The sequence below is a fragment of the Priestia sp. 10L35 genome (assembly GCF_056395685.1).
Map to the genome: position 1 here is coordinate 133,115 of NZ_JBFTKA010000004.1, position 22,850 is coordinate 155,964.

At 38.0% G+C, this 22,850-nt stretch carries 25 protein-coding genes, 1 other RNA gene and 1 riboswitch; of the genes, 7 read left to right on the top strand and 19 right to left on the bottom strand.

The genetic code is table 11. The features are described 5' to 3' along the window. Positions 1 to 13 precede the first annotated feature (13 nt). The 11 genes from AC1DEF_RS16250 to AC1DEF_RS16300 form a co-directional block, all read right to left on the bottom strand. Positions 14 to 640, bottom strand: a complete 627-nt coding sequence (locus AC1DEF_RS16250; protein ID WP_318331112.1) for a response regulator — start codon at positions 638 to 640, stop codon at positions 14 to 16. After that, on the bottom strand, positions 633 to 1,679 hold the full coding sequence (locus AC1DEF_RS16255; RefSeq protein WP_097823965.1) for a sensor histidine kinase: 1,047 nt from the start codon (positions 1,677 to 1,679) through the stop codon (positions 633 to 635). The genes AC1DEF_RS16250 and AC1DEF_RS16255 overlap by 8 nt, the downstream gene beginning before the upstream one ends. Continuing rightward, the gene (gene liaF, locus AC1DEF_RS16260; RefSeq protein ID WP_013082358.1) at positions 1,676 to 2,404 is read right to left on the bottom strand and encodes a cell wall-active antibiotics response protein LiaF; all 729 of its coding nucleotides are present in this window, start codon (positions 2,402 to 2,404) and stop codon (positions 1,676 to 1,678) included. The genes AC1DEF_RS16255 and liaF overlap by 4 nt, the downstream gene beginning before the upstream one ends. Positions 2,405 to 2,539: 135 nt before the next feature. Beyond that, a complete protein-coding gene (locus tag AC1DEF_RS16265) occupies positions 2,540 to 3,166 on the bottom strand; it encodes a PspA/IM30 family protein (RefSeq protein WP_013056142.1) in 627 nt (208 codons plus the stop codon). Between the two features lie 36 nt (positions 3,167 to 3,202). Continuing rightward, the gene (locus tag AC1DEF_RS16270; protein WP_014460940.1) at positions 3,203 to 3,547 is read right to left on the bottom strand and encodes a lmo0954 family membrane protein; all 345 of its coding nucleotides are present in this window, start codon (positions 3,545 to 3,547) and stop codon (positions 3,203 to 3,205) included. Positions 3,548 to 3,794: 247 nt separating this feature from the next. Next, positions 3,795 to 4,184: RNase P RNA component class B (rnpB, locus tag AC1DEF_RS16275), an RNA gene on the bottom strand. A 63-nt stretch (positions 4,185 to 4,247) separates the two neighbouring features. After that, on the bottom strand, positions 4,248 to 4,580 hold the full coding sequence (gene gpsB / locus AC1DEF_RS16280; protein ID WP_013056140.1) for a cell division regulator GpsB: 333 nt from the start codon (positions 4,578 to 4,580) through the stop codon (positions 4,248 to 4,250). Positions 4,581 to 4,684: 104 nt separating this feature from the next. After that, on the bottom strand, positions 4,685 to 5,236 hold the full coding sequence (locus AC1DEF_RS16285) for an SLOG family protein (RefSeq protein WP_477727439.1): 552 nt from the start codon (positions 5,234 to 5,236) through the stop codon (positions 4,685 to 4,687). 63 nt (positions 5,237 to 5,299) lie between these two features. Next, on the bottom strand, positions 5,300 to 5,797 hold the full coding sequence (locus AC1DEF_RS16290; protein WP_043979458.1) for a spore coat protein: 498 nt from the start codon (positions 5,795 to 5,797) through the stop codon (positions 5,300 to 5,302). Between the two features lie 346 nt (positions 5,798 to 6,143). Then, positions 6,144 to 7,394 (bottom strand): ribonuclease H-like domain-containing protein, encoded by a 1,251-nt coding sequence (locus AC1DEF_RS16295; protein WP_477727440.1) that lies wholly within the window; start codon positions 7,392 to 7,394, stop codon positions 6,144 to 6,146. A 4-nt stretch (positions 7,395 to 7,398) separates the two neighbouring features. Next, complete coding sequence (locus AC1DEF_RS16300) at positions 7,399 to 9,669, bottom strand: DEAD/DEAH box helicase (protein ID WP_477727441.1); 2,271 nt, start codon at positions 9,667 to 9,669, stop codon at positions 7,399 to 7,401. A gap of 121 nt (positions 9,670 to 9,790) precedes the next feature. Here AC1DEF_RS16300 and AC1DEF_RS16305 point away from each other — a divergent pair, with 121 nt between their 5' ends. From AC1DEF_RS16305 to AC1DEF_RS16315, 3 genes are all read left to right on the top strand, one after another. Next, complete coding sequence (locus tag AC1DEF_RS16305) at positions 9,791 to 10,042, top strand: hypothetical protein (RefSeq protein ID WP_043979463.1); 252 nt, start codon at positions 9,791 to 9,793, stop codon at positions 10,040 to 10,042. Between the two features lie 111 nt (positions 10,043 to 10,153). Continuing rightward, positions 10,154 to 11,704: a sensor domain-containing diguanylate cyclase gene (locus AC1DEF_RS16310; protein ID WP_477727442.1), complete on the top strand. Its 1,551-nt coding sequence runs from the start codon at positions 10,154 to 10,156 to the stop codon at positions 11,702 to 11,704. 150 nt (positions 11,705 to 11,854) lie between these two features. Beyond that, entirely contained in the window at positions 11,855 to 12,166 is a 312-nt protein-coding gene (locus tag AC1DEF_RS16315) for a DUF6509 family protein (RefSeq protein WP_097824378.1), read from the top strand. Positions 12,167 to 12,390: 224 nt separating this feature from the next. Here the strand turns inward: AC1DEF_RS16315 and AC1DEF_RS16320 are convergent, their stop codons facing one another. From AC1DEF_RS16320 to AC1DEF_RS16330, 3 genes are all read right to left on the bottom strand, one after another. Next, complete coding sequence (locus tag AC1DEF_RS16320; RefSeq protein ID WP_165575379.1) at positions 12,391 to 12,567, bottom strand: hypothetical protein; 177 nt, start codon at positions 12,565 to 12,567, stop codon at positions 12,391 to 12,393. Positions 12,568 to 12,671: 104 nt separating this feature from the next. Further along, a complete protein-coding gene (locus tag AC1DEF_RS16325) occupies positions 12,672 to 12,875 on the bottom strand; it encodes a cold-shock protein (protein WP_013056130.1) in 204 nt (67 codons plus the stop codon). 286 nt (positions 12,876 to 13,161) lie between these two features. Next, positions 13,162 to 13,329 carry a hypothetical protein gene (locus AC1DEF_RS16330; RefSeq protein WP_013056129.1) on the bottom strand — a complete coding sequence of 56 codons (168 nt, stop codon included), beginning with the start codon at positions 13,327 to 13,329 and terminating at the stop codon, positions 13,162 to 13,164. 108 nt (positions 13,330 to 13,437) lie between these two features. On the opposite strand from AC1DEF_RS16330, the gene AC1DEF_RS16335 reads away from it, so the two are divergent. The 4 genes from AC1DEF_RS16335 to AC1DEF_RS16350 all read left to right on the top strand — a co-directional run bounded on the left by AC1DEF_RS16335 (position 13,438) and on the right by AC1DEF_RS16350 (position 16,843). After that, entirely contained in the window at positions 13,438 to 13,983 is a 546-nt protein-coding gene (locus AC1DEF_RS16335) for a YhcN/YlaJ family sporulation lipoprotein (RefSeq protein ID WP_016763474.1), read from the top strand. Between the two features lie 292 nt (positions 13,984 to 14,275). Next, positions 14,276 to 15,754, top strand: coding sequence for a sodium/proline symporter PutP (gene putP, locus AC1DEF_RS16340; RefSeq protein ID WP_097823970.1), 1,479 nt, complete (start codon positions 14,276 to 14,278; stop codon positions 15,752 to 15,754). Positions 15,755 to 15,854: 100 nt separating this feature from the next. After that, positions 15,855 to 16,514 carry an SIMPL domain-containing protein gene (locus tag AC1DEF_RS16345; protein WP_097823971.1) on the top strand — a complete coding sequence of 220 codons (660 nt, stop codon included), beginning with the start codon at positions 15,855 to 15,857 and terminating at the stop codon, positions 16,512 to 16,514. Positions 16,515 to 16,576: 62 nt separating this feature from the next. Beyond that, entirely contained in the window at positions 16,577 to 16,843 is a 267-nt protein-coding gene (locus AC1DEF_RS16350; RefSeq protein WP_013082344.1) for a hypothetical protein, read from the top strand. Positions 16,844 to 17,025: 182 nt separating this feature from the next. Here the strand turns inward: AC1DEF_RS16350 and AC1DEF_RS16355 are convergent, their stop codons facing one another. The 5 genes from AC1DEF_RS16355 to AC1DEF_RS16375 form a co-directional block, all read right to left on the bottom strand. After that, complete coding sequence (locus AC1DEF_RS16355) at positions 17,026 to 18,207, bottom strand: trans-sulfuration enzyme family protein (protein WP_014460952.1); 1,182 nt, start codon at positions 18,205 to 18,207, stop codon at positions 17,026 to 17,028. Beyond that, a complete protein-coding gene (locus AC1DEF_RS16360) occupies positions 18,191 to 19,336 on the bottom strand; it encodes a trans-sulfuration enzyme family protein (RefSeq protein WP_097823972.1) in 1,146 nt (381 codons plus the stop codon). Before AC1DEF_RS16360 ends, AC1DEF_RS16355 begins: the two co-directional genes overlap by 17 nt. Before the next feature lie 71 nt (positions 19,337 to 19,407). Continuing rightward, positions 19,408 to 19,525, bottom strand: a riboswitch (SAM riboswitch). A gap of 167 nt (positions 19,526 to 19,692) precedes the next feature. Then, positions 19,693 to 20,355 carry a hypothetical protein gene (locus AC1DEF_RS16365; RefSeq protein WP_014460954.1) on the bottom strand — a complete coding sequence of 221 codons (663 nt, stop codon included), beginning with the start codon at positions 20,353 to 20,355 and terminating at the stop codon, positions 19,693 to 19,695. Between the two features lie 69 nt (positions 20,356 to 20,424). Beyond that, positions 20,425 to 21,477 (bottom strand): spore coat protein, encoded by a 1,053-nt coding sequence (locus AC1DEF_RS16370; protein WP_477727514.1) that lies wholly within the window; start codon positions 21,475 to 21,477, stop codon positions 20,425 to 20,427. A 229-nt stretch (positions 21,478 to 21,706) separates the two neighbouring features. Beyond that, the gene (locus AC1DEF_RS16375) at positions 21,707 to 22,792 is read right to left on the bottom strand and encodes a CotH kinase family protein (RefSeq protein ID WP_097823974.1); all 1,086 of its coding nucleotides are present in this window, start codon (positions 22,790 to 22,792) and stop codon (positions 21,707 to 21,709) included. Between the last annotated feature and the right edge of the window lie 58 nt (positions 22,793 to 22,850).

Here is a 22,850-nt window from a genome sequence, read left to right on the forward strand (position 1 = left end):
TGAATAACGATTCTCACTGCGCTAATTTGTGTTTAAAGGCGTAGATGACGGCTTGAGTCCGGTCCTGTACATCCAGCTTACTTAACAAATTGCTCACATGTGTTTTTACCGTCTTTAGCGCAATAAATAATTCGTCTGCAATCTCTTGGTTTGTTTTGCCTTGTGTCATTAGCAGTAAAATTTCCATTTCACGAGCCGTCAGTTCTTCATGAGGTAAAGACGGTTTTCTCATTTTAGACATCATTTTACCGGTTACTTCGGGCTCTAATACAGATTGCCCCTCATATGTACGGCGAATAGCAGCTGCAATTTCTCCTGCTTTAGACGTTTTTAATAAGTAGCTTGTTGCCCCTGCCTCTAGAGCGGGATATACTTTTTCATCATCTAGAAAGCTAGTGACAATGATCACTTTCGCTTCTGGCCACTGCTTAATCAGTTGTTTTGTTGCTTCAATCCCGTCCATTTCTTCCATGACTAAATCCATTAAAATAATATCCGGGCGCAGCTGAAGCCCTAATTCAACGGCCTGTTGGCCGTTTGCTGCTTCAGCTATTACATGGATGTCTGCTTGAGACGATAAATACGCTCCTACGCCAATACGAACCATTTCATGGTCATCCACTAACAGTACATTAATCATTTTGCTTCTCCTCTCTTTCTACTAACGGTACTTTTACTTCTAGCTTTGTTCCTTTGTCGGGCAAGCTAATAATTTTTAATAGGCCCCCAATTTCAACTGCGCGTTCGTACATATTTTGCAGACCGTACGATCCGACTTTTTCCTTTTCTACATCAAAACCAACTCCGTTATCAACAATACGTAAAATAATGGAAAAGTCACGTTTAATCAGCAGCACATCTAAAGCTGTTGCATTGGCATGACGCAGCGTATTTGATACGGATTCTTGCAAAATTCTAAACAAGTGGTCTTCAATGCCTTTATCAAGTTCAAATCCTTCTATTTTCCAATTTAATTCAAGCGGTACTTTTTGAGCAAGCTCATTCATCAGTTCTTTCATTCCAGCCTGTAGCGATTTTCCTTTTAATGCTGCAGGACGAAGATGAAGAAGCAAAGCCCTCATTTCAAGCTGTGATTGGTTAATCATTTTTTCAACCATCTTTAATTGCTTAGCTTCAGAGTCTTGCAGCCTAAGATTGGACTCCGTAATAGCAGACATAAGCATCGAAGCGGCAAATAGCTGCTGACTAACGGAGTCATGCAGTTCTCTAGCAAGCCGATTTCGTTCCTGAGAAACAATTTCTTGCACTTGCTTTTGCTGATTTTCCACTTTTTCCGTTGCCATCTTTTGAGATTGCTGTGCTTGAAGAATCATTTTATGATCTACTTTATTTAAACGGCTTATAATTCGAGACGTTTCTTGAATAAGCGGTTCATTTGCCGACATATGCCGGTGGCCATTTTCTATTTCATATAATCGGTTTTCAACATATGTCCACTGCTGTCTCCACATAAACCCCATGATTCCTCCAATCACGCTTCCAATCGTAAGGCTCAAACTGAAGGAAAACAGCACAAAAGGCATGCCAAATACGCTTGTTTTCCATAAGTCGCTAAGTTGAAAAACAGGATATGCAAAAAACACGGTAAGGAGCACGGATACAAATACAAAAAAACTTAGGAAAATCCCCCATAATAACTGCCGTTGAAGAATACTCATATCCTTTGCACCTCTAAATCTCCAATCACAACAGTTGTAACAATCTTCACCCTATGAGCAGATTGATCAAATTCCTCTGTTTTGATAGACAAATTTTCATTGAACGAAAAGCCGCGCTGATGTCCAAAAACCGTTACGTTTCCTGCTAGTTTAGAATGATTCACAGATACTTCCGTTTCGTAAGGAATGAGCACTTTAATATTTCCAAACACTTGACGAATAAAAATAACCGCATCGCCTTTTGGCAGAACGGTATTGCTTAAATCAACCACAATGTCGCCCCATACGCTTTGAATATTAATATCATCCCATTCGTATACGGAGTCTTCGGTTCTTTGACTACCAAGAAGTTTATTCGTCAAAACCGGCCGGACCTGCACCAAACTTTGGTTTGGCTGCTGGGTAAATTCGTCAGTTGGTCTGAATTCAACCGGATGCTTTCTTGATTGAATAAATCTAAGTAAAAAATACAGAAAAAGAGCAATAACTAAAAACTTAAAGGCAACCGTATTAAATATATTCAACACAAGCCCAATAACGCCAATCCAAAATAAAATGCGCCCTAGTTTTCTTCTCATTTTTTTTCGCCCAATATACATGAACGCACCGGCAATTAATACAGAAAAGATCAAGCCGCTGTGAAAAAACATAATTTCAATAAACAGGACAAATAAACTGCAAATAAAAATGAACATAAGAGATTCTGTTTTGTTTACGCTTTGCACAGCTCTCTCTCCCTTCTCCTCGTAGATGACATAGCGTTCTTTGGATGCTGCAGGTATCTATTCTCTCACCTTAAAAAGACGCAGAAACCTACGCCTTTTTTAGAATACCATGTTTTATGCAGAAACACTGATTTTTTACGATGATTTTACTCTTTTTTCTAATTCAGCAATCTTGCTGTCTACCGTTTGTCTATAGTAATTTGTATTAATTTGATTTTCAAGCTGGTCAATATAGGTTTCCATTTCGTCAAACTGGCTGTAAGACGTATAAGATGCTTCTGTTTTCATTACTGAATTCATACGATGATGCGCACGAGCAATATTTTCGCGCCCCATTAGTTCCATACGGCGAATATGCATATCTTTTACCTTATGCTTCATTTCTTCATACTTTTGTTCGAGCTCTTCTAACTGCTTGGATGCATCTTCATAAGATTCTTTTACGCGCTTTGCTCTCTCTTCGTAGTGAGCATGTTCTTTTAAAATAAATTCATGTAATTCCGCTTCTTCAGCTGCTTGTGCTACTTGTGCTTGTTCATGGCGCTTTTTCATCATGTCAAGGGCCAGATGATATTCGCGATTAAACTGTTCTTTTAACGTGTGCTGTCGCTCAACAAGCTGCCTTACCTTTTCGGTCTCCTGCTCGCATTGACGCAAATAGTGGTTTAGTGCAGCAATTGGATTTTTTTGTTCTTTGTGATCAAGCAATTGATGAAGGTCTGCAGAAATCGTTTCTTTCATTCGAGTAAATAAGTTTCTCATTTTGTTCATCTCCTTAGATAATAAAGTAAACTTTTATTATTTTTGATTTAAGTCAGCCCACTGACGTTCAAAATGCTTAAACGGATCTTCTTTTTCCGTTTTTATAGGGCTGCTGCTGTTCCACTTTTTATATACAATGTAAAGTACGACTGCTGCGATGATACCAGCAAGGGCCGGGAGGTTTGAAACAGTTGTTAAGAGTACGACAACACCAATAAACCCCCAGAGCCATTTTTTAAAGGGGGTCTCTGCTTTAACAAACCCTTTAAATGCTACGTACAAAATAACCAAGCCAAGTGCAAGCCCTACCATCGGACCGGCATTTGCAAGAAGAACGATAGCAGCTACCGCTCCAATCAAAAACAACCCAACTTTTTTCATTTTGTCTCCTCCTTTCGCTTATCTATATACTTAGTTTAAGGATTATGACGTTTTTTCAAAACGAGCTAAAGCTTTATTTTCTCCTAAGACCTGAGGCTGACAACAAGCTCAGTCTGATTGTACAAAAAAATGACAGCTTATGATAAGCTGTCATTTTGACATAAAAAAAGCTCTTCCATTATACGAAGAGCTGGGTTGGATTAAAATATAGTGTATAACAACAAGTGTCGATTGCTTTTCAATAACGTTCTGTAAGCCATGTTTTGTACCATTGTACTGCAAGCGGCTAGCTACCTCGTACTCCGGTGGCAATTATCTATCTACAAAATGTAACCATTTTGTCCTTCCTTCCGTTCAGTTCCTTCCAGAAAGTTCCCCTACCATTATTTGGGTTTCTCGCTCGAGGGGTTTACCTCGTTCCACTCTTACCATTTCTGATAAGACTTCGTCACTGTGGCACTTTCAGAGTAGTCAAGCCATATCTTAAAAAAGACTTAGGCTTTTTCCCCGCCGTTAGCTTTTAACAGCTACCCTAGCTTATGACTTCGCTAGGCACGAACACTACAGACATCGCAGTCTGTGCGAGCATGGACTTTCCTCTACATCCTCATATGTGATGCAGCAATTACCCGAACGTTATTGATAACGACTTTCCTTAGTATAATAAAAATAGGAGTTGAATGCAACTCCTATTTTTAGGTTATTCGTATAATTTACTTCCAAACACATGTTTTTCTAAGTTCGACAAACGTTTTAAAATATCAAAGTTTGTCGTACCCGCTTGCTGCTGCTGTTGAGCCGGCGGCGGGGTAAACGAAGGTTGTTGCGGCTTTTTAGATAACTCTTCTACTTGCTTTTTTAAGCGTAAATTTTCGGTTTGTAATGCTTCAATTTCTTCATGAAATGCTTCATAATCTTTAATAACAGAATCTAGATACTTATCTACTTCTTCTTGATTATAGCCTCTCATGCCTGTTTTAAATTCTTTTTCTAAAATTTCTTTGGCCGTTAAACGGATTTTATCAGCTAACATCTCTATCACCTCGAATACGATAAACCTTATCTTTATTATAATTCATTTTTTCAAAAATAGCTTCAAATGTCAATTTATCTTTTAAAATGTTTCGCCAAGTGGCGTTAAAAAGACGAAAATTTTTCTTCATCCACGATATCCTGTAAGTCGTGAGACGTCACCATTATAATAGGGTATTCTTCTCGTTCAGCACGTTTTTTAGCCGTTTCTAGCATATATTTAGGACTTCCTTCGTGCTCTTCGTCGTAAACTAAACAAATACCTTCACTTTTTTCTACTAAAAATTGATTTTTCAACCGAAACTGTGCTGGACTTTCATATTTCTTTTTTGTGATGCTATCTACATAATCTGCTTGACTTAAGACGAATTCATACAATTCTTTATTGACGTCATTCCATTTTTCTTCTTGCTCCAAAAACGGTGTTAAAACAGCTAACTGAAGCTCGGGATAATCGTGCTGAAGATCAAATACCACTTCTGCTGCCCAAATTTCTACTCCTAGCTGGCCGCTAATCAATACCCATTCTAATCCATCTTCTACTAATTCCTGTAATTTTTTATAGAGCGCTTTTTTTATATATGTAATACCTTGATGTTTTTCATTAAAAATGCCAAGTTCGAATGGCTTATAACCGGTAACTGTTAGCACCTTCATTATATAACTCCTTTATAACAAAATAGAATAGGAACTGATGTAATCAGCTCCTATTAGCGTACATTATCTAAAATACCCTGAATTTGGTCCTTGATGCGCGCCTTTTGTATGACAGCTTCCTTGGCCGCAGCCTTTGTGTCCCGGATAACTAGCACCTGCTACTTGACCTGGGTAGCCTGCTCCTGCCACTTGACCTGGATAGCCTCCCATTTGACCTGGATAACCAGCACCTGCTACTTGGCCTGGATAGCCTCCCATTTGACCTGGATAACCAGCACCTGCTACTTGACTTGGATAGCCTCCCATTTGACCTGGATAGCCTGCTCCTCCTACTTGAGTTGGATATTGCTGCGCGCCGCCAAAAAACTGTTGGTTTGAAGTTTCATTTACAACAGATTGCGTCTGCGGGAAGTAATGTACGTGCTTCACATTTGTATGATTCACCAATGTATTATGACTTGGATGAATGTGAGGTACTACTACCTCCTGAGAAGTAAACTGCGTGCAGCATTTTGTTGGATGCACAATTGGTGGCATACATTTTGTTGGTCTTGGATACATATCCTTTTTCCCCTTTCACTGTTTAGTTATTACACTATTACAATATGTGAAGGGCAATGTACATGTACTAAGACAAACACCTATTTTTGACCTACATAAAGGAGTTATACGAATTTTTTAAACTGCTTAAGACAATTACTGTTAAACAAATTAATGCGAAAAATGATACTAAAATCACATTTTTCATGGGGCCTCTCTCCATCTCACCAAAGTTCTGTTTTTAAGCTGTAAGAATAAGTCTTACATTGACTAATTTTATCAATGACTGAAAAATAGAACAATATAAAACATCTACAAAAACAAAAGAATAATAATTCTGAATTTTTTAAAATAAATCAGCTGAAGTCTATGCTTTAGCTGATTTATTTTTTAGTCTAAGAAGTCTTTTTTCAAGCGCTTCCTTCGACGTTTTTTTAGTCATTCCTCTGAGTTGATTCCACTTCTCCAAGGCCAGCTCAGTATATAGAAGTGCTTTATGAACATCTTTGAGACGATGCTCATAAATTTTAGCTAGCTCAACCAATGCTTCTATAGCGACGTCACCTTCACATGTTTGAACCAAGGGTTCAAACATGTCCACTGCCTCTTTCCAACTCTTCTCTTTTTTATAATGATAAGCCATCGCTAGCTGAGCTTTTTCATGCTCTTCTTTTTCTTTTTCTGCTACGCCCTGATAAAGAGAGAAAGCGTGCTTGTTTTCCCCTAACTGCTCGTACCACCTTGCTACTTCGTACGTTTCTTTTTCTGTAAACTCCTCACTAGTAAGGAGATGCTTTGATAAATGAATGTATAAGGTAATAAGCGATAAAATATCATGTTCATTATGTTTCATAATATCGAATAAGCCTCTTGGATTCTTCGTTTCAATAAAATCAAAATAAATCATGGGAGCTAAAAAACCTGGAATATCATCAACTCGTTCAATTCCAAGTATTTCTTTTTCGACATTCGCAAGCTTCACCGAACTCATTTTGTGTTTCCACAGCCTTCTTGACGCATGCAGCAAATCAAAGTGACCGAACTTAGGCAGCTTGGGCAAATGATCTCTCAATAGCGTATGGCGAGTCTTCACGTGAGGCCAATCGAAAGATTTCCCATTATAAGTCACAAGCGTCGTATAGTCTACTTCTTTTAAAAAACTTTCGTAAAATGCTACTTCTCCACTTGGCTCCGTTAATATATGCTGACGAAAAACGACGGAATCTTTTAGCACCCTTGCATATCCTAGCAAAAAGATAGTCGTTCCCGTACCTGTACTAAGCCCCGTCGTTTCCGTATCAAAGAAAAATAAATCTGAATATGTGTGGCCTTTCGATGAAAGCGGATGAGCAACTGTAGACCGATTCCATACTTCCACTACTTTTTTCAGCTCATTAAATTCATAATGTCCATGTTTGTAGTCGAGCGGGTAAACCACCTCTCTAATCATACAGTAGCTGTCTTCCGCAAAGTAAGGCACAGCATAATTTCCCTTCCATTCCTGCTCATAGGGAATAGATGCGCTCTTAGGTCGCTGCGGGTTACTTTCAACCGGCGGCTTTGCTTCTGTAACATGAAGATGCTTTTTCATACGGTTTAATTTATTTTTAAAAGACAAGAGTTCACCTACTTTGCAGTTGTTGTAGCAGCACGAGCGCATCGCTTTTTGCGTTTTCTCCCTGTGCTTCCATACCGATACAAGACGGACAGCCGCTTTCGCAAGAACAATTTACAATTAATTGATTGGTTTGACTTAGCACATCATTCATTTGTTCGTACACTTTGTCACTTAGCCCAATGCCTCCCGGGTATCGATCATATAAGAAGATAGTCGGCTGTTCGTTGTGCACCGCTTTTACCTGAGGCACTACATGTAAATCAGACGGATCGCACATCACCATAAGCGGTGCAATTGACTGAAGGGCATTTGCCACGGAAATGAGCGCTTGTTCCAATCGTTCTTCAGATTCGTAAAACTGTTCTTTTTCAAAGCTTAGCCACACGGCATTTGTATGAAGCTCTTCTTCTGGAAGTGAAATGGGACCTGACCCTATGTTTTCATGCGTCTCAAACTTTATTTTTTTAAATATCGTAGCCATAGCGCTGACCATTACATCGCCGTAACCAATTGAATATGTTCTCTCCATCCGTTCTTTATCAGCTTCTAGCACCTTTAAGTTAACCGCTAAGTTTGCATCGGTGAAATAGTCTACATCGACTTCGCGAACATACGCTTTTTTCTCATCCCAGTCCAAGTATTCTACCTGATACTGAATGCCTTGATGCAAGTAAATCGCCTCATCATGAAGAAGCGTCATGGCACTAAAGCGATCCATTTCTCCAATTACTTTCACATTTGCAACGTCCGATTGATCAATGATGACAACATTTTCTTGGGATGCAGAACGCAGACTGATATTATGAGCTGGGAACGAATCATTCATCCAGTACCATTTGTCTCCGCTAAAATGAATCACTCGCTCTTCTTGCAAAAACTCCAGCACGTCTTCAATTTCTACCCCATCAAATGTTTCTCCCTGCTTAAACGGCAGCTCATAGGACGCACATTTTAAATGATCGACTAAAATAACAAGATTATCAGGATTAATTCGAGCTGTTTCTGGGTTTCTGCTAAAAAAGTAGTCCGGATGCTGAATCATATACTGATCAAGCGGACTTGAACTTGCGACCATCACAATGACGGCTTCTCCGTGACGTCTCCCTGCTCGTCCTGCTTGCTGCCAAGCGCTTGCAACCGTGCCTGGATAACCTGTCATCACGCACACCTGCAGCTGCCCGATATCCACTCCTAGCTCTAAAGCATTCGTACTGACTACCCCGTAAATACTCCCCTCTCGAAGTCCTCTTTCTATTTCCCGTCGCTGCTTCGGCAAATATCCTCCGCGGTACCCTTGAATAGACTTATTTTGAAGCTGGTTTTTTACGAGCTCCTGCAGATACGTTAAAATAATTTCTACTCGTACTCGGCTTCGTGCAAATACAATCGTTTGAATTTTATTTTTCAAAAACTCTCCTGCAATATTTCGCACTTCAAGCGTAGCACTTCTTCTAATGTTTAACGGTTTATTAACAATAGGCGGGTTATAAAAAATAAAATGCTTGCGGCCGCTAGGCGCTCCGTTGTTATCTACTAACATAACATGAGCTCCCGTTAAATGTTCAGCGAGTTCTTTTGGGTTAGCGATGGTGGCTGATGTACAAATAAAGATAGGATTGCTTCCATAGTAGCGGCAAATTCGCTTTAACCGGCGTATAACGTTGGCTACGTGGCTTCCAAAAACACCGCGGTACGTATGAAGTTCATCAATCACAATGTATTTCAGGTTTTCAAACAGTGATACCCATTTAGTATGATGAGGTAAAATAGCTGAATGAAGCATATCTGGATTCGTAATAACAATATGACCTGCTTTTCTTACCTTTTGACGGATATTTGCCGGAGTATCTCCATCATACGTGTAGCTATTGATTGGTACTTCCATTTCTTCAATGATTTCATTTAATTCACTTTTTTGATCTTGGGCAAGGGCTTTTGTTGGAAACAAATAAAGAGCTCTAGCCTGATCATTCTCCATAATACTTTGGAGTACTGGCAAGTTGTAGCACAATGTTTTCCCCGATGCTGTCGGCGTCACAGCCACAACATTCTTCTTAGCTGTCGCCAAATCAAACGCTGTTTTTTGATGCGTATAAAGCGAACCAATTCCTCGGTTCTCAAGTGCTTGCCGCAGTTTCGTATGCAAAGAAGCCGGAAATGGCGCAGTTTTAGCTTCTTTCTCTTCGATTGTATGCCAATGAACAATATTTTTTTGATATGACGGATTCGTTTGCAAGATATCCATTACTTCTTGTAAGTTTTTTCGTATTCTCATTTTCATCACCTGCTTCTATTTTAACGAATGAACGTTCGATAGAAAACCATAAGTTTTTGTATGTTTTTGGGGGATTCGGACATGGTATTAATACAGTAAATTTTTCAAGGAGATGTTAAAAATGGGAAGCCCTTATCTTTGCCCTAGCTGCAAAACAAATCGAACGCGCTTTAATATTATTGAACAAAATGCAAAACCTGTAAAAATGGACCCAAGAAGCGGAGACGTCGTAGAAGAATACACAAACGATACGCTCGATGCCTTTCACGCTGCTTATAACGGACCGCAAAAACGTATTCAGTGCGGAGCTTGCGGCTTAGTAGAAGATGAGACCATGTTTGTACGACATGCTGAAACCAATAAACTTCAATAAAAAAGGTGAGGCTCTTTGGCCTCACCTTTAATCATGTAAATCTTTATGCTTTTTCTTGATCAAAAAGCAGACATTCTCATCTAAAAAATTCATGTCTTTTCTTATACAAACATGCTAAAATACCTAAAAAAAGATATGGAGATGATGGTCATGTCATTTCTTCTTTCGCTTTTACCTTTCTCCTTTCTGAAGAAATGTCATTTTCCTTCAGGAAGAGAAGTTAATGAAGATAAAATGTTCGATAAAACGAATGTAGAGATGCTTCAACAGAGAGTCAAGCTAGTTTCACTTGCTCTTGTAGTTTCCTATCCTATTTATATTTATATAGGGTTTTCTTTACTTCAACATGCGGGGACACCTCAGTTTAGACATACACTAATTGGTATTCATTTCACTAGTTTTGCTCTCTCCTCTCTTTATTTATTTTTCTATTATGTTAGTAAGAGAAAAGAACGGTTTGCTAACTACTTAAGCACCATTGTATATGGCTATATATTTTATTACGTATTTGCTGCAGCACTTTCTACTATTAACAGTCAGCTTTTCACAGGTCGCGTAGACGTGTATATGATGCTCTTGATTTCCACAGCTGTTTTATGTCCTATGAAATTAAAACAGCTGTGCATCATTTTTATTCCTAACCATCTTTTTTTACTATACGGCTTATCACGATATGTACCGGATTCTTTTTCTCTTATTTCAAAGCAGATCAATACAACTGCAGCAGTTGCTATCGCTTTACTTATTTCATACATTCTTTATACATACCGTCACAAAGAATATATGAATCATTTACAGCTAAAAGAAAGCGAACGTAATTTTTTTACGCTGTTCAAAATTAATCCCTATCCTTTACTATTAACGAGATTATCCGACCACAAAGTGCTGCTCATTAACAATAAAGCTATTCATTTTTACAATCTTGCTTCTCAAGATCTTGATCAAATAGACGGATTTATAATCTATCCTACTGATGAAGATCGAGAGGATATTTTAAAACGTCTTCAACAAAAGAAATATGTAAAAAACTACATCCTAGAAGCACGTGAACATGGAGATTCTAAGTGGGTTATGATCAATTATGAATTACTAGAGTATCAAAGCGAAAGCTGCATACTCGCAGGTATTACCGATATAACCGATTTAAAAGCGGTTGAGCATGAATTGAGCTTGCACGCTTCAACTGATATGCTAACCGGAATTTTAAATCGAAGAAGCGGAATGGAAAAACTGCAGCTGGAAATGCTGAGAGCTAAAACCAATCATACATCTTTTCTATTATGTTTTATCGATATTAATTCTTTAAAACTAGTAAATGATCAATACGGTCATAGAGAAGGCGACTGGCTTATTAAAACAATAGCAGAATCAATTAGTGGTTATATTAGCAAAGATGATACGCTCTTTCGCTACGGAGGCGATGAGTTTTTATTAATTGCTCCTGAACAAACGGAAGAATACGTACAAGAGCTGTGGCAAAATATTAATGAACAGCTAGAAGATAAAAAGAAAGAATTTAATAAGCCATATGCACTGTCTGCGAGTTACGGATTTATTATATGTGCGCCTTCAGACGACACCAACCTAGATACATTAATTCAAAAAGCAGATGCTGCCATGTATAAGCAAAAACATACGCGCGTTTCTTCCGCCTTTAAGTAAATCATCGAAGTTCTTGCGCCATCGATTCGCTAAATAGAATGATCAAGGAATAAATCCGTGCATGGATTACGCATACACTTTCTTTCTTTGCAAAGAAAAACTATAATAGATGATGCAAGCATTTTACTGATATATGGAAAGGACGTACATATGTTTACAATTAAAGAATATACAGCTGAACAATTGCAGGATCCATTTGGTCTCCTTCTAGGTGAACGCTATGAATTTCATTTATACATTGAGGTAGAAGAAGATGACGAATTATATACGGGCAACGACCTAGCACTACGCTTAGTATATATTAAAGGCAAAGATAACACTTCTATTGCCCAAACTCATTTCTACGAAGTTTCAACAAATAAAGTCTTAGACTTCGACCTTGAAGAAGAGGAAGAAGAAGCTGTAAAAGAGTTTTGCGGGAAGCACTTACCTTCAGAGGAAGATACAAATAACGAGGAATAATTAAAAGAGACTGGGACAAACGTATTTTAGTTGAAGGAAAATCCGAACGATGAATCGAGATTCTTGGTGGAGAATCAAACTCGTTCGGATTTTTTCATTGGTAGAGTGAACATAGGTTTTATGTATGTAACTGCTTCTAGCTGTTGTGTAAAAAACGATCCCTACTAGCTCATTTATCTCATTTGTTCGTCTGTAGATTGAATTGATTGCGTTATGTCCAATCCTCATTTTTGATTTCGTTTTTCCATTAGCTTTTTAACTACTTCTTTTGGCTCCCAGCATGTAAACTGATAAGAAGGACGGGTTTCATAGCCCAGTCTTTTGCATCGATATTTCATTCCCTTATCCAATTTAATACTTTGAAAATGTTGACATGTGGCACAGCAATGAAATGAACTCATGCCTTCCCTTCTTCCCTACTTTAATCTATTTTCTTAATCATACAAATAAAACAAATTTGTATAAAAAAAGCTGCCTGTCGGCAGCTTTCATATGTAGCGTTGAATTATAATTTTACAACATTCTCCGCTTGAGGTCCACGTTGACCTTCAACGATTTCAAATTCAACTTTTTGGCCTTCTTCTAATGTTTTGAAGCCTTCAGATTGGATAGCTGAAAAATGAACGAATACGTCATTTTCGCCTGGTACTTCGATAAAACCGAAGCCCTTTTCACTGTTAAACCATTTTACTGTACCTGTAGTAGCCATGTAAAAAACCTCCAAAAAATGTAAAAATTTTAATATGTTACTCTATATTTACATTTATACCGTAAATAAAAAATTCACATATTATAAAAGAGACCTACGCGAAGTAGATCTCCTTTATAACAAGTGAATTTTCACTAAATCTAATTCGAGTGTATGGTCAAACGTAGTATTCATTACATTTATTAAGTTTGGTTGCGTTTACATTATACTATACCTATATGTAAAATGCAAATATTGGGCCATTCTTAGTATATGGCTCAGCCGTTTTGCAAAATATTGATCTTCCTTACGTCAACATGTTATCAATATGGGCGTCGATAATTTCTTTTCGTTTATTTTGCAGGGTCTCAAATAATAACTTAGCTTCTTCTGAAGTTAGTGCAAACGTTGTTGTTTCTTCATGGTTTTCTTCTTTTGTATGAAGCACAAATATGCTTTGTTGAATTCCACTCATACATATTCCTCCTTTTTCGATAGTATAGGCTTTTTTATATTTTTCATGTATGCTTCACACGTTTTTAACAAATTATAAGAAAGGTTAAAACTTATAAGGAGTGATACTATGAAGAAATCGTTTTTGTTTGTTGTAGGCTGCATGACGACCCTTTCTTTATTCGGCTGCAGCACAGCAGATCAAGGTAAAGATGGCGTCATTGATGATGATACAGTCCGCAACGTCACATATGAAAATGGAAACAATAAAACGAAAATGAATGACGTGAACGATACGCAAGATGTACAGCGTAACGAAAAAGAACAATATAACCAGTCGGGCGGAATGAGAGTAGCCGATGTGGCGGCTGATCGTATCGTAGCATTAAAAAACGTTAAAGATGCTAACGTAATCGTAACCGATCATACAGCTTACGTAGCAGCTGTATTAGACGATAACAAAGAAGGTAATCTCACAAAAGATATGGAGCATAAGATCGCACATGAAGTGAGAAAAGCTGACGGCAGTGTTCATCGAGTGTTTGTATCAACAAACCCTGACTTTGTAAACCGTATGAACGGATATGTAGACAAGCTTCAAACCGGCAAACCAGTCTCTGGACTGTTTGATGAGTTTTCAGAAGTTGTTCGCCGCGTATTCCCGAACTCACGCTAATATACATGAATGTCAAAAGAGCATTTTACGAAATGCTCTTTTTATTTTATTTTTTGCATAAAATATTGCATAAAAAATGCGCTTATAAATTTCTGAATATTTTTATTTTACTTTATTTTGAAAACGTTTTCATTTCTATAATATAAAGGCTTAGGGGATTTTAGACTTAGGTAATTTACGGTTTTGTGGGTTGATAGTAAGGGAAAAGTTTGTTAGTTTTAGAAACCATAAGATGTTTGCATGGCGAGCACTGCTCGTTTCATGCATAAAAAATGCATAAAGGGGAGATTTGGTGGATATTGGTGTTTACATTTCACTGGGCATTTATTTTGTAGGAATGCTTGGAATAGGATGGTATGCCTACACAAAAACAACTCAGGACGTATCGGGTTACATGCTAGGCGGACGTGGACTAGGTCCGGCCGTTACTGCGCTTTCAGCTGGCGCTTCAGATATGAGTGGATGGATGTTAATGGGGCTTCCAGGATCCATGTATGTGACAGGTCTTTCAAGTTTATGGCTTGCAGTAGGTTTATCTATTGGTGCTTATTTAAATTATTTAATCCTCGCTCCGCGTCTTCGCACTTATACGGAAGTAGCGAATGACTCCATTACAATTCCAGACTTTTTTGAAAATCGCTTTGGCGACCATGCCAAGATTCTTCGAACCGTATCAGCGATTGTTATCTTTATTTTCTTCACTCTTTACACTTCAGCTGGTATGGTATCAGGCGGACGATTATTCGAATCGGCATTTGGTTTGAATTACCAAATCGGACTGTTTATAACGGCTGCTGTCGTTATTGCCTACACTCTGTTCGGCGGTTTCTTAGCCGTTAGTTTAACAGATTTTGTGCAAGGCGTTATTATGTTCATTGCCCTCGTTTTAGTGCCCATTGTAGCCTTTACTGACTTAGGCGGCGTTGGAACAACAATAAATATTGTTAAAAATATCGATCCAACCTACCTTGATTTATTTAAAGGGACAACCGTAGTAGGGATTATTTCTTTCTTAGCCTGGGGGCTCGGCTACTTTGGTCAACCTCATATTATCGTTCGATTTATGGCGATTTCTTCTATTAAAGAATTAAAGCCTGCTCGTCGTATCGGTATGGGCTGGATGATCCTATCAATCGTTGGTGCTATGTTAACCGGTCTTGTTGGAATTGCTTATGTGGATCAAACTGGGATGAAACTTGGGGATCCTGAAACAATCTTTATTAAATTTGCTGATGTTTTATTTAATCCATTAATTACTGGATTTTTATATGCAGCTTTATTGGCCGCAATTATGAGTACTATTTCTTCTCAACTGCTTGTAACGGCAAGCTCTGTTACAGAAGACTTTTATAAAACATTTTTCCGACGCAAGGCCTCTGACAAAGAGCTTGTAACGGTTGGAAGAGCTGCGGTTTTAGGTGTTGCAATTATTGGCATTTTGCTTTCTTTAAAACCTAGTGATACGATTTTAGGACTGGTTGGATATGCTTGGGCTGGATTTGGTTCAGCTTTTGGTCCTGCTATTTTACTAAGTCTTTACTGGAAACGTATGACTCGATGGGGAGCACTTGCAGGGATGATTGTAGGTGCTGCTACAGTATTAATTTGGGTAAATACTCCATTGAAGGATGCCCTTTACGAAATGATTCCTGGATTTTTCTTAAGCTTGCTGGCTGTTATTGTAGTAAGTCTGTTAACAAAAAAGCCTTCAAAAGCTGTAGAAGATCAATTTAGAAACATGGAAAGCGTATTAGAACAGCATACAAAATAGTAAAAAAAGTACACAAGTCGTAACTTGTGTACTTTTTGCTTTTAATGCAAGCCATGTTGTCATATATATGTACTAAAGACAGATTAAGGAGGGTTTTTACATGCAACATTCTTATTTCCCTTACGAACCTACACAGCAACTGCGCGTAGATACACAAAATAGAGAAATTAAAGTAATTGGTGAAGGAAGTGTTTCAGCAGTTCCAAATGAAATTTCCATGACGATTGGAACCCGCACGGAAAACCGAGACGTTCAAGAAGCCTTAAAAGAAAATTCAGCTGTTTCAAATACTTTGCTGCAAGAAATAAAAAAACTTGGAATCAATGACCAGCAAATTGAAACAGGTTCGTTCACCATAAATCCTAAATATGATTACAGTGATGGAAAATCGACTCTTACTGGATACGAAGTACAGCACTTATTTAGAGTAAGAGTACAAGATGTAAAACAAGCTGGCGATGTCTATAACGCTACTTTTTCAAGCGGAGCCAACGTAGCGCAAGATCTTCAATTCCACGTTACAAATGATGATAAATATGAACAAGAAGCGATAAGTAAAGCTTTGCTTAACGCTAAAGAAAAGGCCTTTACCATTGCCAACACGCTGCAGCTCCCTATTAACCAAATCCCCATTTTAATCGAAGAAGGCCCCGTCTATCAGTCATCTGGCTCCTCGCCTAAGTTATTAGCAGCCTCTCCCCCTATTCAAGCTCAGTCCTTGACTGTATCTGCTTCTGTAAAAGTTACGTACACGTATTAATACTTATGGTAAACTATAGATTATTATAATGAAGAAACTAATCTAAAGGAGCTCTTTGCACAATGACTTCTGAACATTTACTAGCAGCTTATCAAACCCTATGGTTGAACCGTTCGTTCGCTTCTAAACAAGCCATGACAAGTGAAGATCAGCTTCACGAAGCCATTATGAAGGATTTAAAAGATGAAATGACTCATCCACGCGTCCGGCAAACACCGTATGTAAAATATCACCTTGGCATAAAAAGAATTCTAAACAGCAGTCTTTCCTCTGATGAAAAAGTTGCGCTTACGTCCCTATACACAAACCTTTTAGATAGCTGTATATAACGGATATCAATCCAGTGTAAAGACGAACAAATGGGATAAAGGAGCTGAACCGCTAGAAGCAACGAAATAGATGAAACCTACGTTCACCGTGACAACAAAAAACAAGAACTATTAATCAGTAATTTTGATTAATAGTTCTTGTTTAACTTTAACTACAATACTTTTGTCCCAGTCTCTTTTCTTTATTTAATTAACGCCTTTTCTTCTAAGCTTTGAAAAACAGCGTTAAAGTCTTGCTTCAAATCCTCAAATTCCTCTAACCCTACTGAAAGGCGAAGAAGTGAATCAGTAATTCCTTTTTCTTCACGCACTTCTTTTGGGATACTCGCATGAGACATTGTTGCAGGATGCGTTAGAATGGATTCAACTGCACCTAGACTAACGCCAATTGAAGCCAATTTGACTCCTTGTAAAATATGTCGCGCTACTTTTTCATCCTGTACTTGGAAAGAAATCATAGCTCCGTATCCATTTGCTTGTTCTGAAATCAGTTTGTGGTCCGGATGACTTTTTAAGCCCGGGTAGTATACACGGCTCACTAGAGATTGTTCTTCAAGCCACTTTGCAAACTGCAGCGCTGTTTTTAACTGCTGATCTAAACGAACTTTTAATGTCTTAATTCCTCGAAGCAGTAAAAAACAATCCTGCGGTCCTAAGATAGCACCAAAAGCATTTTGTACAAACTTTACTTCTTCTGCTAGCTTTTCATCGCTTACCACAACTAGACCGCCAATGACGTCACTGTGACCGCTGATATATTTTGTAGCACTATGAATCACAATATTTACACCAAGGTCAATGGGCTGCTGTAGATAAGGTGTTAAAAACGTGTTATCCACAATTGTAAGGAGGTTGCGCTCCTTCGCCAAACTTGCTACTGCTTTAATATCCGTTACCTGCAAAAATGGATTTGAAGGGCTTTCGATATAAATAGCCTTCGTATCTTTTGTGATAGCTTCTTCTACTTTCTCAACCTTCGTTGTATCAACAAAAGTTGTTTTGATACCAAACTTTGAAAATAATCGTGTTAATACACGATATGTCCCGCCGTACGTATCATGTGAAACTAAAATTTCATCCCCTGATTCAAAAATAGATAACACCGATGAGATAGCAGCCATACCTGATGAAAAAGCAAAACCAGCGTATCCATTTTCTAGCTGAGCAATGGTGTTTTCTAAAGCCTCACGAGTTGGATTTCCTGAACGAGAATAGTCATAGCGGCCGTTGTTCGTCTCATCTTCTTGGTTAAATGTAGATACCTGATAAATAGGTACGTTAACCGCTCCAAAATGACCGTCAATTCCTGTATTTGCATGAATTAAGTTCGTACCAAATCTATGTTTATTATTGTTGGTATGCATCAAATGCCTCCTTCAAATCTTTAATTAAATCATCTGCGTGCTCAATTCCAACTGATAACCGCAGTAAACAGTTTGTTACTCCGACACGATTTCGAATTTCTTCCGGAATATCAGCATGTGTTTGACGAGCTGGGAATGTCATTAAACTTTCCACGCCTCCTAAGCTTTCTGCAAATGTAATAACTTTGACATTTTCTAAAAGTACTGACACGATGTCAGGGTGTGAGACAGCAAAAGAAATCATGCCTCCAAATCCAGTTGCTTGTTTCTTCATGATTTCATAGCCTGGATGTGTTTCAAGACCAGGGTAATACACTTTTTCCACGAGATCATGAGCAGTAAGCCAATTTGCAATTTTCAGTGCGTTTTCATTATGCTTTTCCATACGAAGCGCTAGCGTTTTAACACCTCGTAATAACAGCCAGCTATCCTGTGGACCTAAGATTGCCCCAGCTGCATTTTGATAAAAATGAATTTTCTCTCCTAAGCTACTACATCGAGCGACTACAAGACCAGCAACTACATCATTATGACCCCCAATGTATTTGCTTGCACTATGTATCACAATATCTGCTCCAAGCTCTAAAGGACGCTGATAATAAGGGGACATGAAGGTATTGTCAACGATGGTAAGTAAATCATGCTGTTTGGCTAACGCAATTGCTTCGGGCAAATCAGTCACGTGCATCATTGGATTCGTAGGTGTTTCAATAAATAAAGCTTTCGTATTGGGACGAAGCGCATCTTTTACTTGTTCGAGATGGGCTGTGTTGACGTACGAAACAGTAATTCCTTGCTCTGAAAAAATTTCATTTAGTACTCGGTACGTTCCTCCGTATAAATCCTCTGATACAATTAAATGATCTCCGTTTTTAAATAGTGCTAAAACTGCCATTACACCCGCCATTCCTGAAGCGAATGCTACTCCTACTTCTCCTTTTTCCAAAGCAGCAATTGCTTCTTCCAATGCTGTACGAGTAGGATTTGCCGTACGTGCATAGTCAAATCCTGTACTTTGTCCTAAAGCAGGATGAGCAAATGTTGATGCTTGGTAAATGGGGGTTGTAATAGAACCTGTTGAAGGGTCACGACCTACTCCTGAACGAACTAATAAAGTTTCAATTTTCATCTATTTCTCTCCTTAACTCAAAATAAAAAACACTCTTCACAGATGGAAGAGTGTTCGTTTATACACGATTTCTCTCATCTGTTAGAACAATACTGATGTTCCACAGGAATTAGCACCGTTCAAATGAATGTTTCATTTGATGGTTGCCGGGCATCGCAGGGCCAGTCCCTCCGCCACTCTGGATAAGAGTTCTATATAATTGTTGGTGGTTAACGTTTGTTGTTAATAACTTTAATAAAGATTTTCTATATTGTCAACATAATTTTCTAAAAAATTTAAATCATCTCATTTGTTTATTCAATATACTTGTCCTGATAAACACATAAAAAAAAGAGACGAAAGCGAGGTCTCTTTTTCTAAGGCAAGTGTACAGATTTTACGTGAGCTAACTTCCAATACATACTTTCTCCATTTGCCGTAATTAGTTCAACAATATTATTAGAAACTTCTTTAAGTACGCCAATCTTTTCTGATTGATCCCCTAAATCTAATACGACCAGCTGATTTTCATATTTTTTAAGCTGCTCTTCAAAGTTTCTGACAAAAGGTGCAGAGGCGGGCCTTACGGGGAGCTCTTTGTCACTTAAAGAATAAGGGGTTAACTCATTACTGTAAGGGGTAAGCCATTTCAAATGATGCAGAGAAACAAAGACATTTTTATACACTGGAGAATAAAACACAAGATAATCATTCAGCACGCTTGTGATATAGCCATGCAATGATTTCCCTCCCGTTACATAAATTTCAATAAATTTCCCTTTTGCCTGCTGTAAAATATTACGATAAGAAATCCGCTGACTTTCTTCTATCAAATTCTCTTCTATTTCACGTAAAACCGTATAGTCTTCTTCCGATACTTCCCGCAAACGATGCATGTGTAAAAGAGGAATATACAAATAATCATGTCCATTATACAAAACCATAATATCTAATCCAAGATCAATAAGTCTGCCAACAAATGTCGTTTTACCTGAAATATCCAACTCCACAATTTTATTGATATAATGATTCATACTCATACTCATTCTCCTCCTTTTTCCTATATGTTAGAAAAGGTGCTTTATAAGCACCTTTTATGTTCCATTTCATCATGCTTTCCAACGATAATTTTTCGTTTTAATAACTTTCTCGGCCGGTGCTGAAGAGCGTGAACCGGTACGGCGTCCTCCTGTGCGTCCACCCGTACGGCGTCCTCCCGTGCGATCTGTGCGTCCTCCCGTGCGGCGTCCTCCCGAGCGATCACCTGTGCGGCTTCCTGTACGTTCTTCTGTAGACTTCGCAGCTTCAGCCTCTCCATTTTCTTCTGTTTCTTCATTATTTTGATTGTTATCGTTTTGCTTAAAAGCCCCTTTTGCTCCCACACAAATGGTTTTAACGTGTCTTGGCTGTAAGCGTAATACTTGATTATTCTGCACAAGTGTAAATGTACCATTTCGGCTTTGTACTAACACGCCCTCTACAGCTTCAGGTCCTCCATTATTGATTGATACCCATTTATGAGAAAGGTGGGCAAAAAGATCGTTAAAGCTTTTGGATTTCATATATTCTGGTTCTTGGCTCACTAAGAGTTCATTTGCAGATTGACTAGTTTGATCTCCATTGTTGTTTTGATATTCACTCACACTCTTAACGTGTTCAGTATTAATATAGACGACACCGTCGTCCTCTGTGAGTAATACTATATAAGCAGATTCAAATGAACCTAAGACATCAAGAAGCTGACCTGCTTTTTTCTCAGGTCCACCTTGGTTAACCTGCACATATTTAGTTTTCATCAATGATAAAGTTGTAGCAAAAGTTTTTCCTCGATATAATTCTAATTCTGCGCTAATTCCAGTAAACGTTTGTGCCGAATTTGACATAGTATCTTCAGTGATACTTTTCACATGCGCTAAGTGATAATATACAAGTGTATATTCTTGTTGATTATTATTTTGATTGTTTTGGTTGTTTTGGTTGTTTTGGTTGTTATTTTCACCATTATTGTTATTATTGTTATTGTTGCTTTCCACTGCTAAGATTAAATAATCTGATTGCACGTCAACCAAATAACCTGTTTTAGATTCAGGTCCTCCACGATAAACGGTCACCACTCTTCCTTTTAGGGGTTTGAAGTGAGAAGAATAGCCTTTATCAGGCATTTGTATATTTCGGCTGCGTTTTTGGCTTGATTTTTGGCGTAGATTTTGATTTTGCCCTTGTTCTTGGCCATAGTAATAGTTACTCATTGTTTTTCCTCCTTATTAGTTATCCTTATTGGTCATTCATACTGTATATATACGTATCATGTACAGCTATTGATTTCCTGCATTTGCCTATTATTAACAAAATCCACTGTTGCCTATAAATTGCCTATAAATCTACCTCTTTTTAAAGAGTCAAAAGGTTATTTTCAATATATGCTGTTCGTTCTTTTATAAAAGACAGCATAAATTCCGGTTCTTTGTGAAATTGTTCCAAGTTATCTTTTACGTAAGGATCTTTTAATACATAAGGAGCAATATACTCATGCAGTTGATAAATGATTGGTTTCATGTATTCTATTGTAAATTGATTATTTAGAACATTGTTCATTTTTTGAATATACCGCTTTTTAATGCTGTTCACGGCCAGTAAGCGAGCTGTAAGCGTATTAAATCCTTGTGCGCGGACATAGTCTCCTTCCATTACTTTTCCATTTACATCTCTTCCCCAAGTTGCATCATAATCCCATGGAATCAGTTCAAAGCGCCCGCTTTCATGATTTAGATAGAGGGCATAGTTATGGACAAAACCGTCGTAATTCTGCATACAAATAATACCGACTAACCAAGATAAGTAGCGGTCGACGTTCAGGTACTTCTCAATATTCTGTTCGAATTCCTTATTTGTCCACGTATTAAGATTAAATATAAACTTTTCTAATTTTTCCTCATCCCCTTCTTTCACTGCTTTATCTTCATATCCAGATAACAAAGTTGTTTTCGGCCTTTTATCCAAATCGCTCATCAAAGAAAAATTAGCATCTCCGTCCACTGCATAAAATATGGATCCATCCGCTAAATTTCTTTTTTTCAAAAATAGTTCATCTACCGATTCGAGTTGAAGATATATTCCTTCATTTTTCCCATTAATCTTAAGAGTGACAAACTGAGAATGAGGAGATAAAACGTCTAAAGAAGAGAAAAAATCGAGGGACAATTTGTTGCGCATAAGCGATGGATCTTTGTATTCAGCGTTTAGGTGTATTTCTTTGGCTCGCTGAAATATTTTTGGAGAATAAAATTCAATATAATATGACTTTTTTTTCATCTTCCGAATGTGGGAGCCTCTTAGCAGCAAATCAATATCGTAGCGTTTTTTGTTAAACTTCATCGTTGCCTGAACCGCTTCTTCTGACCAAATATCTCTTTGTATTTCCTTTAAATCTTTTACATTCACAAACAGAGCGTATTGAGGGATTTCTTTTTGCTTCATTATTCGACCACCTTTCTTCAATTATTAAAGTATATGAAGGGTAAATTCTCCATGATAC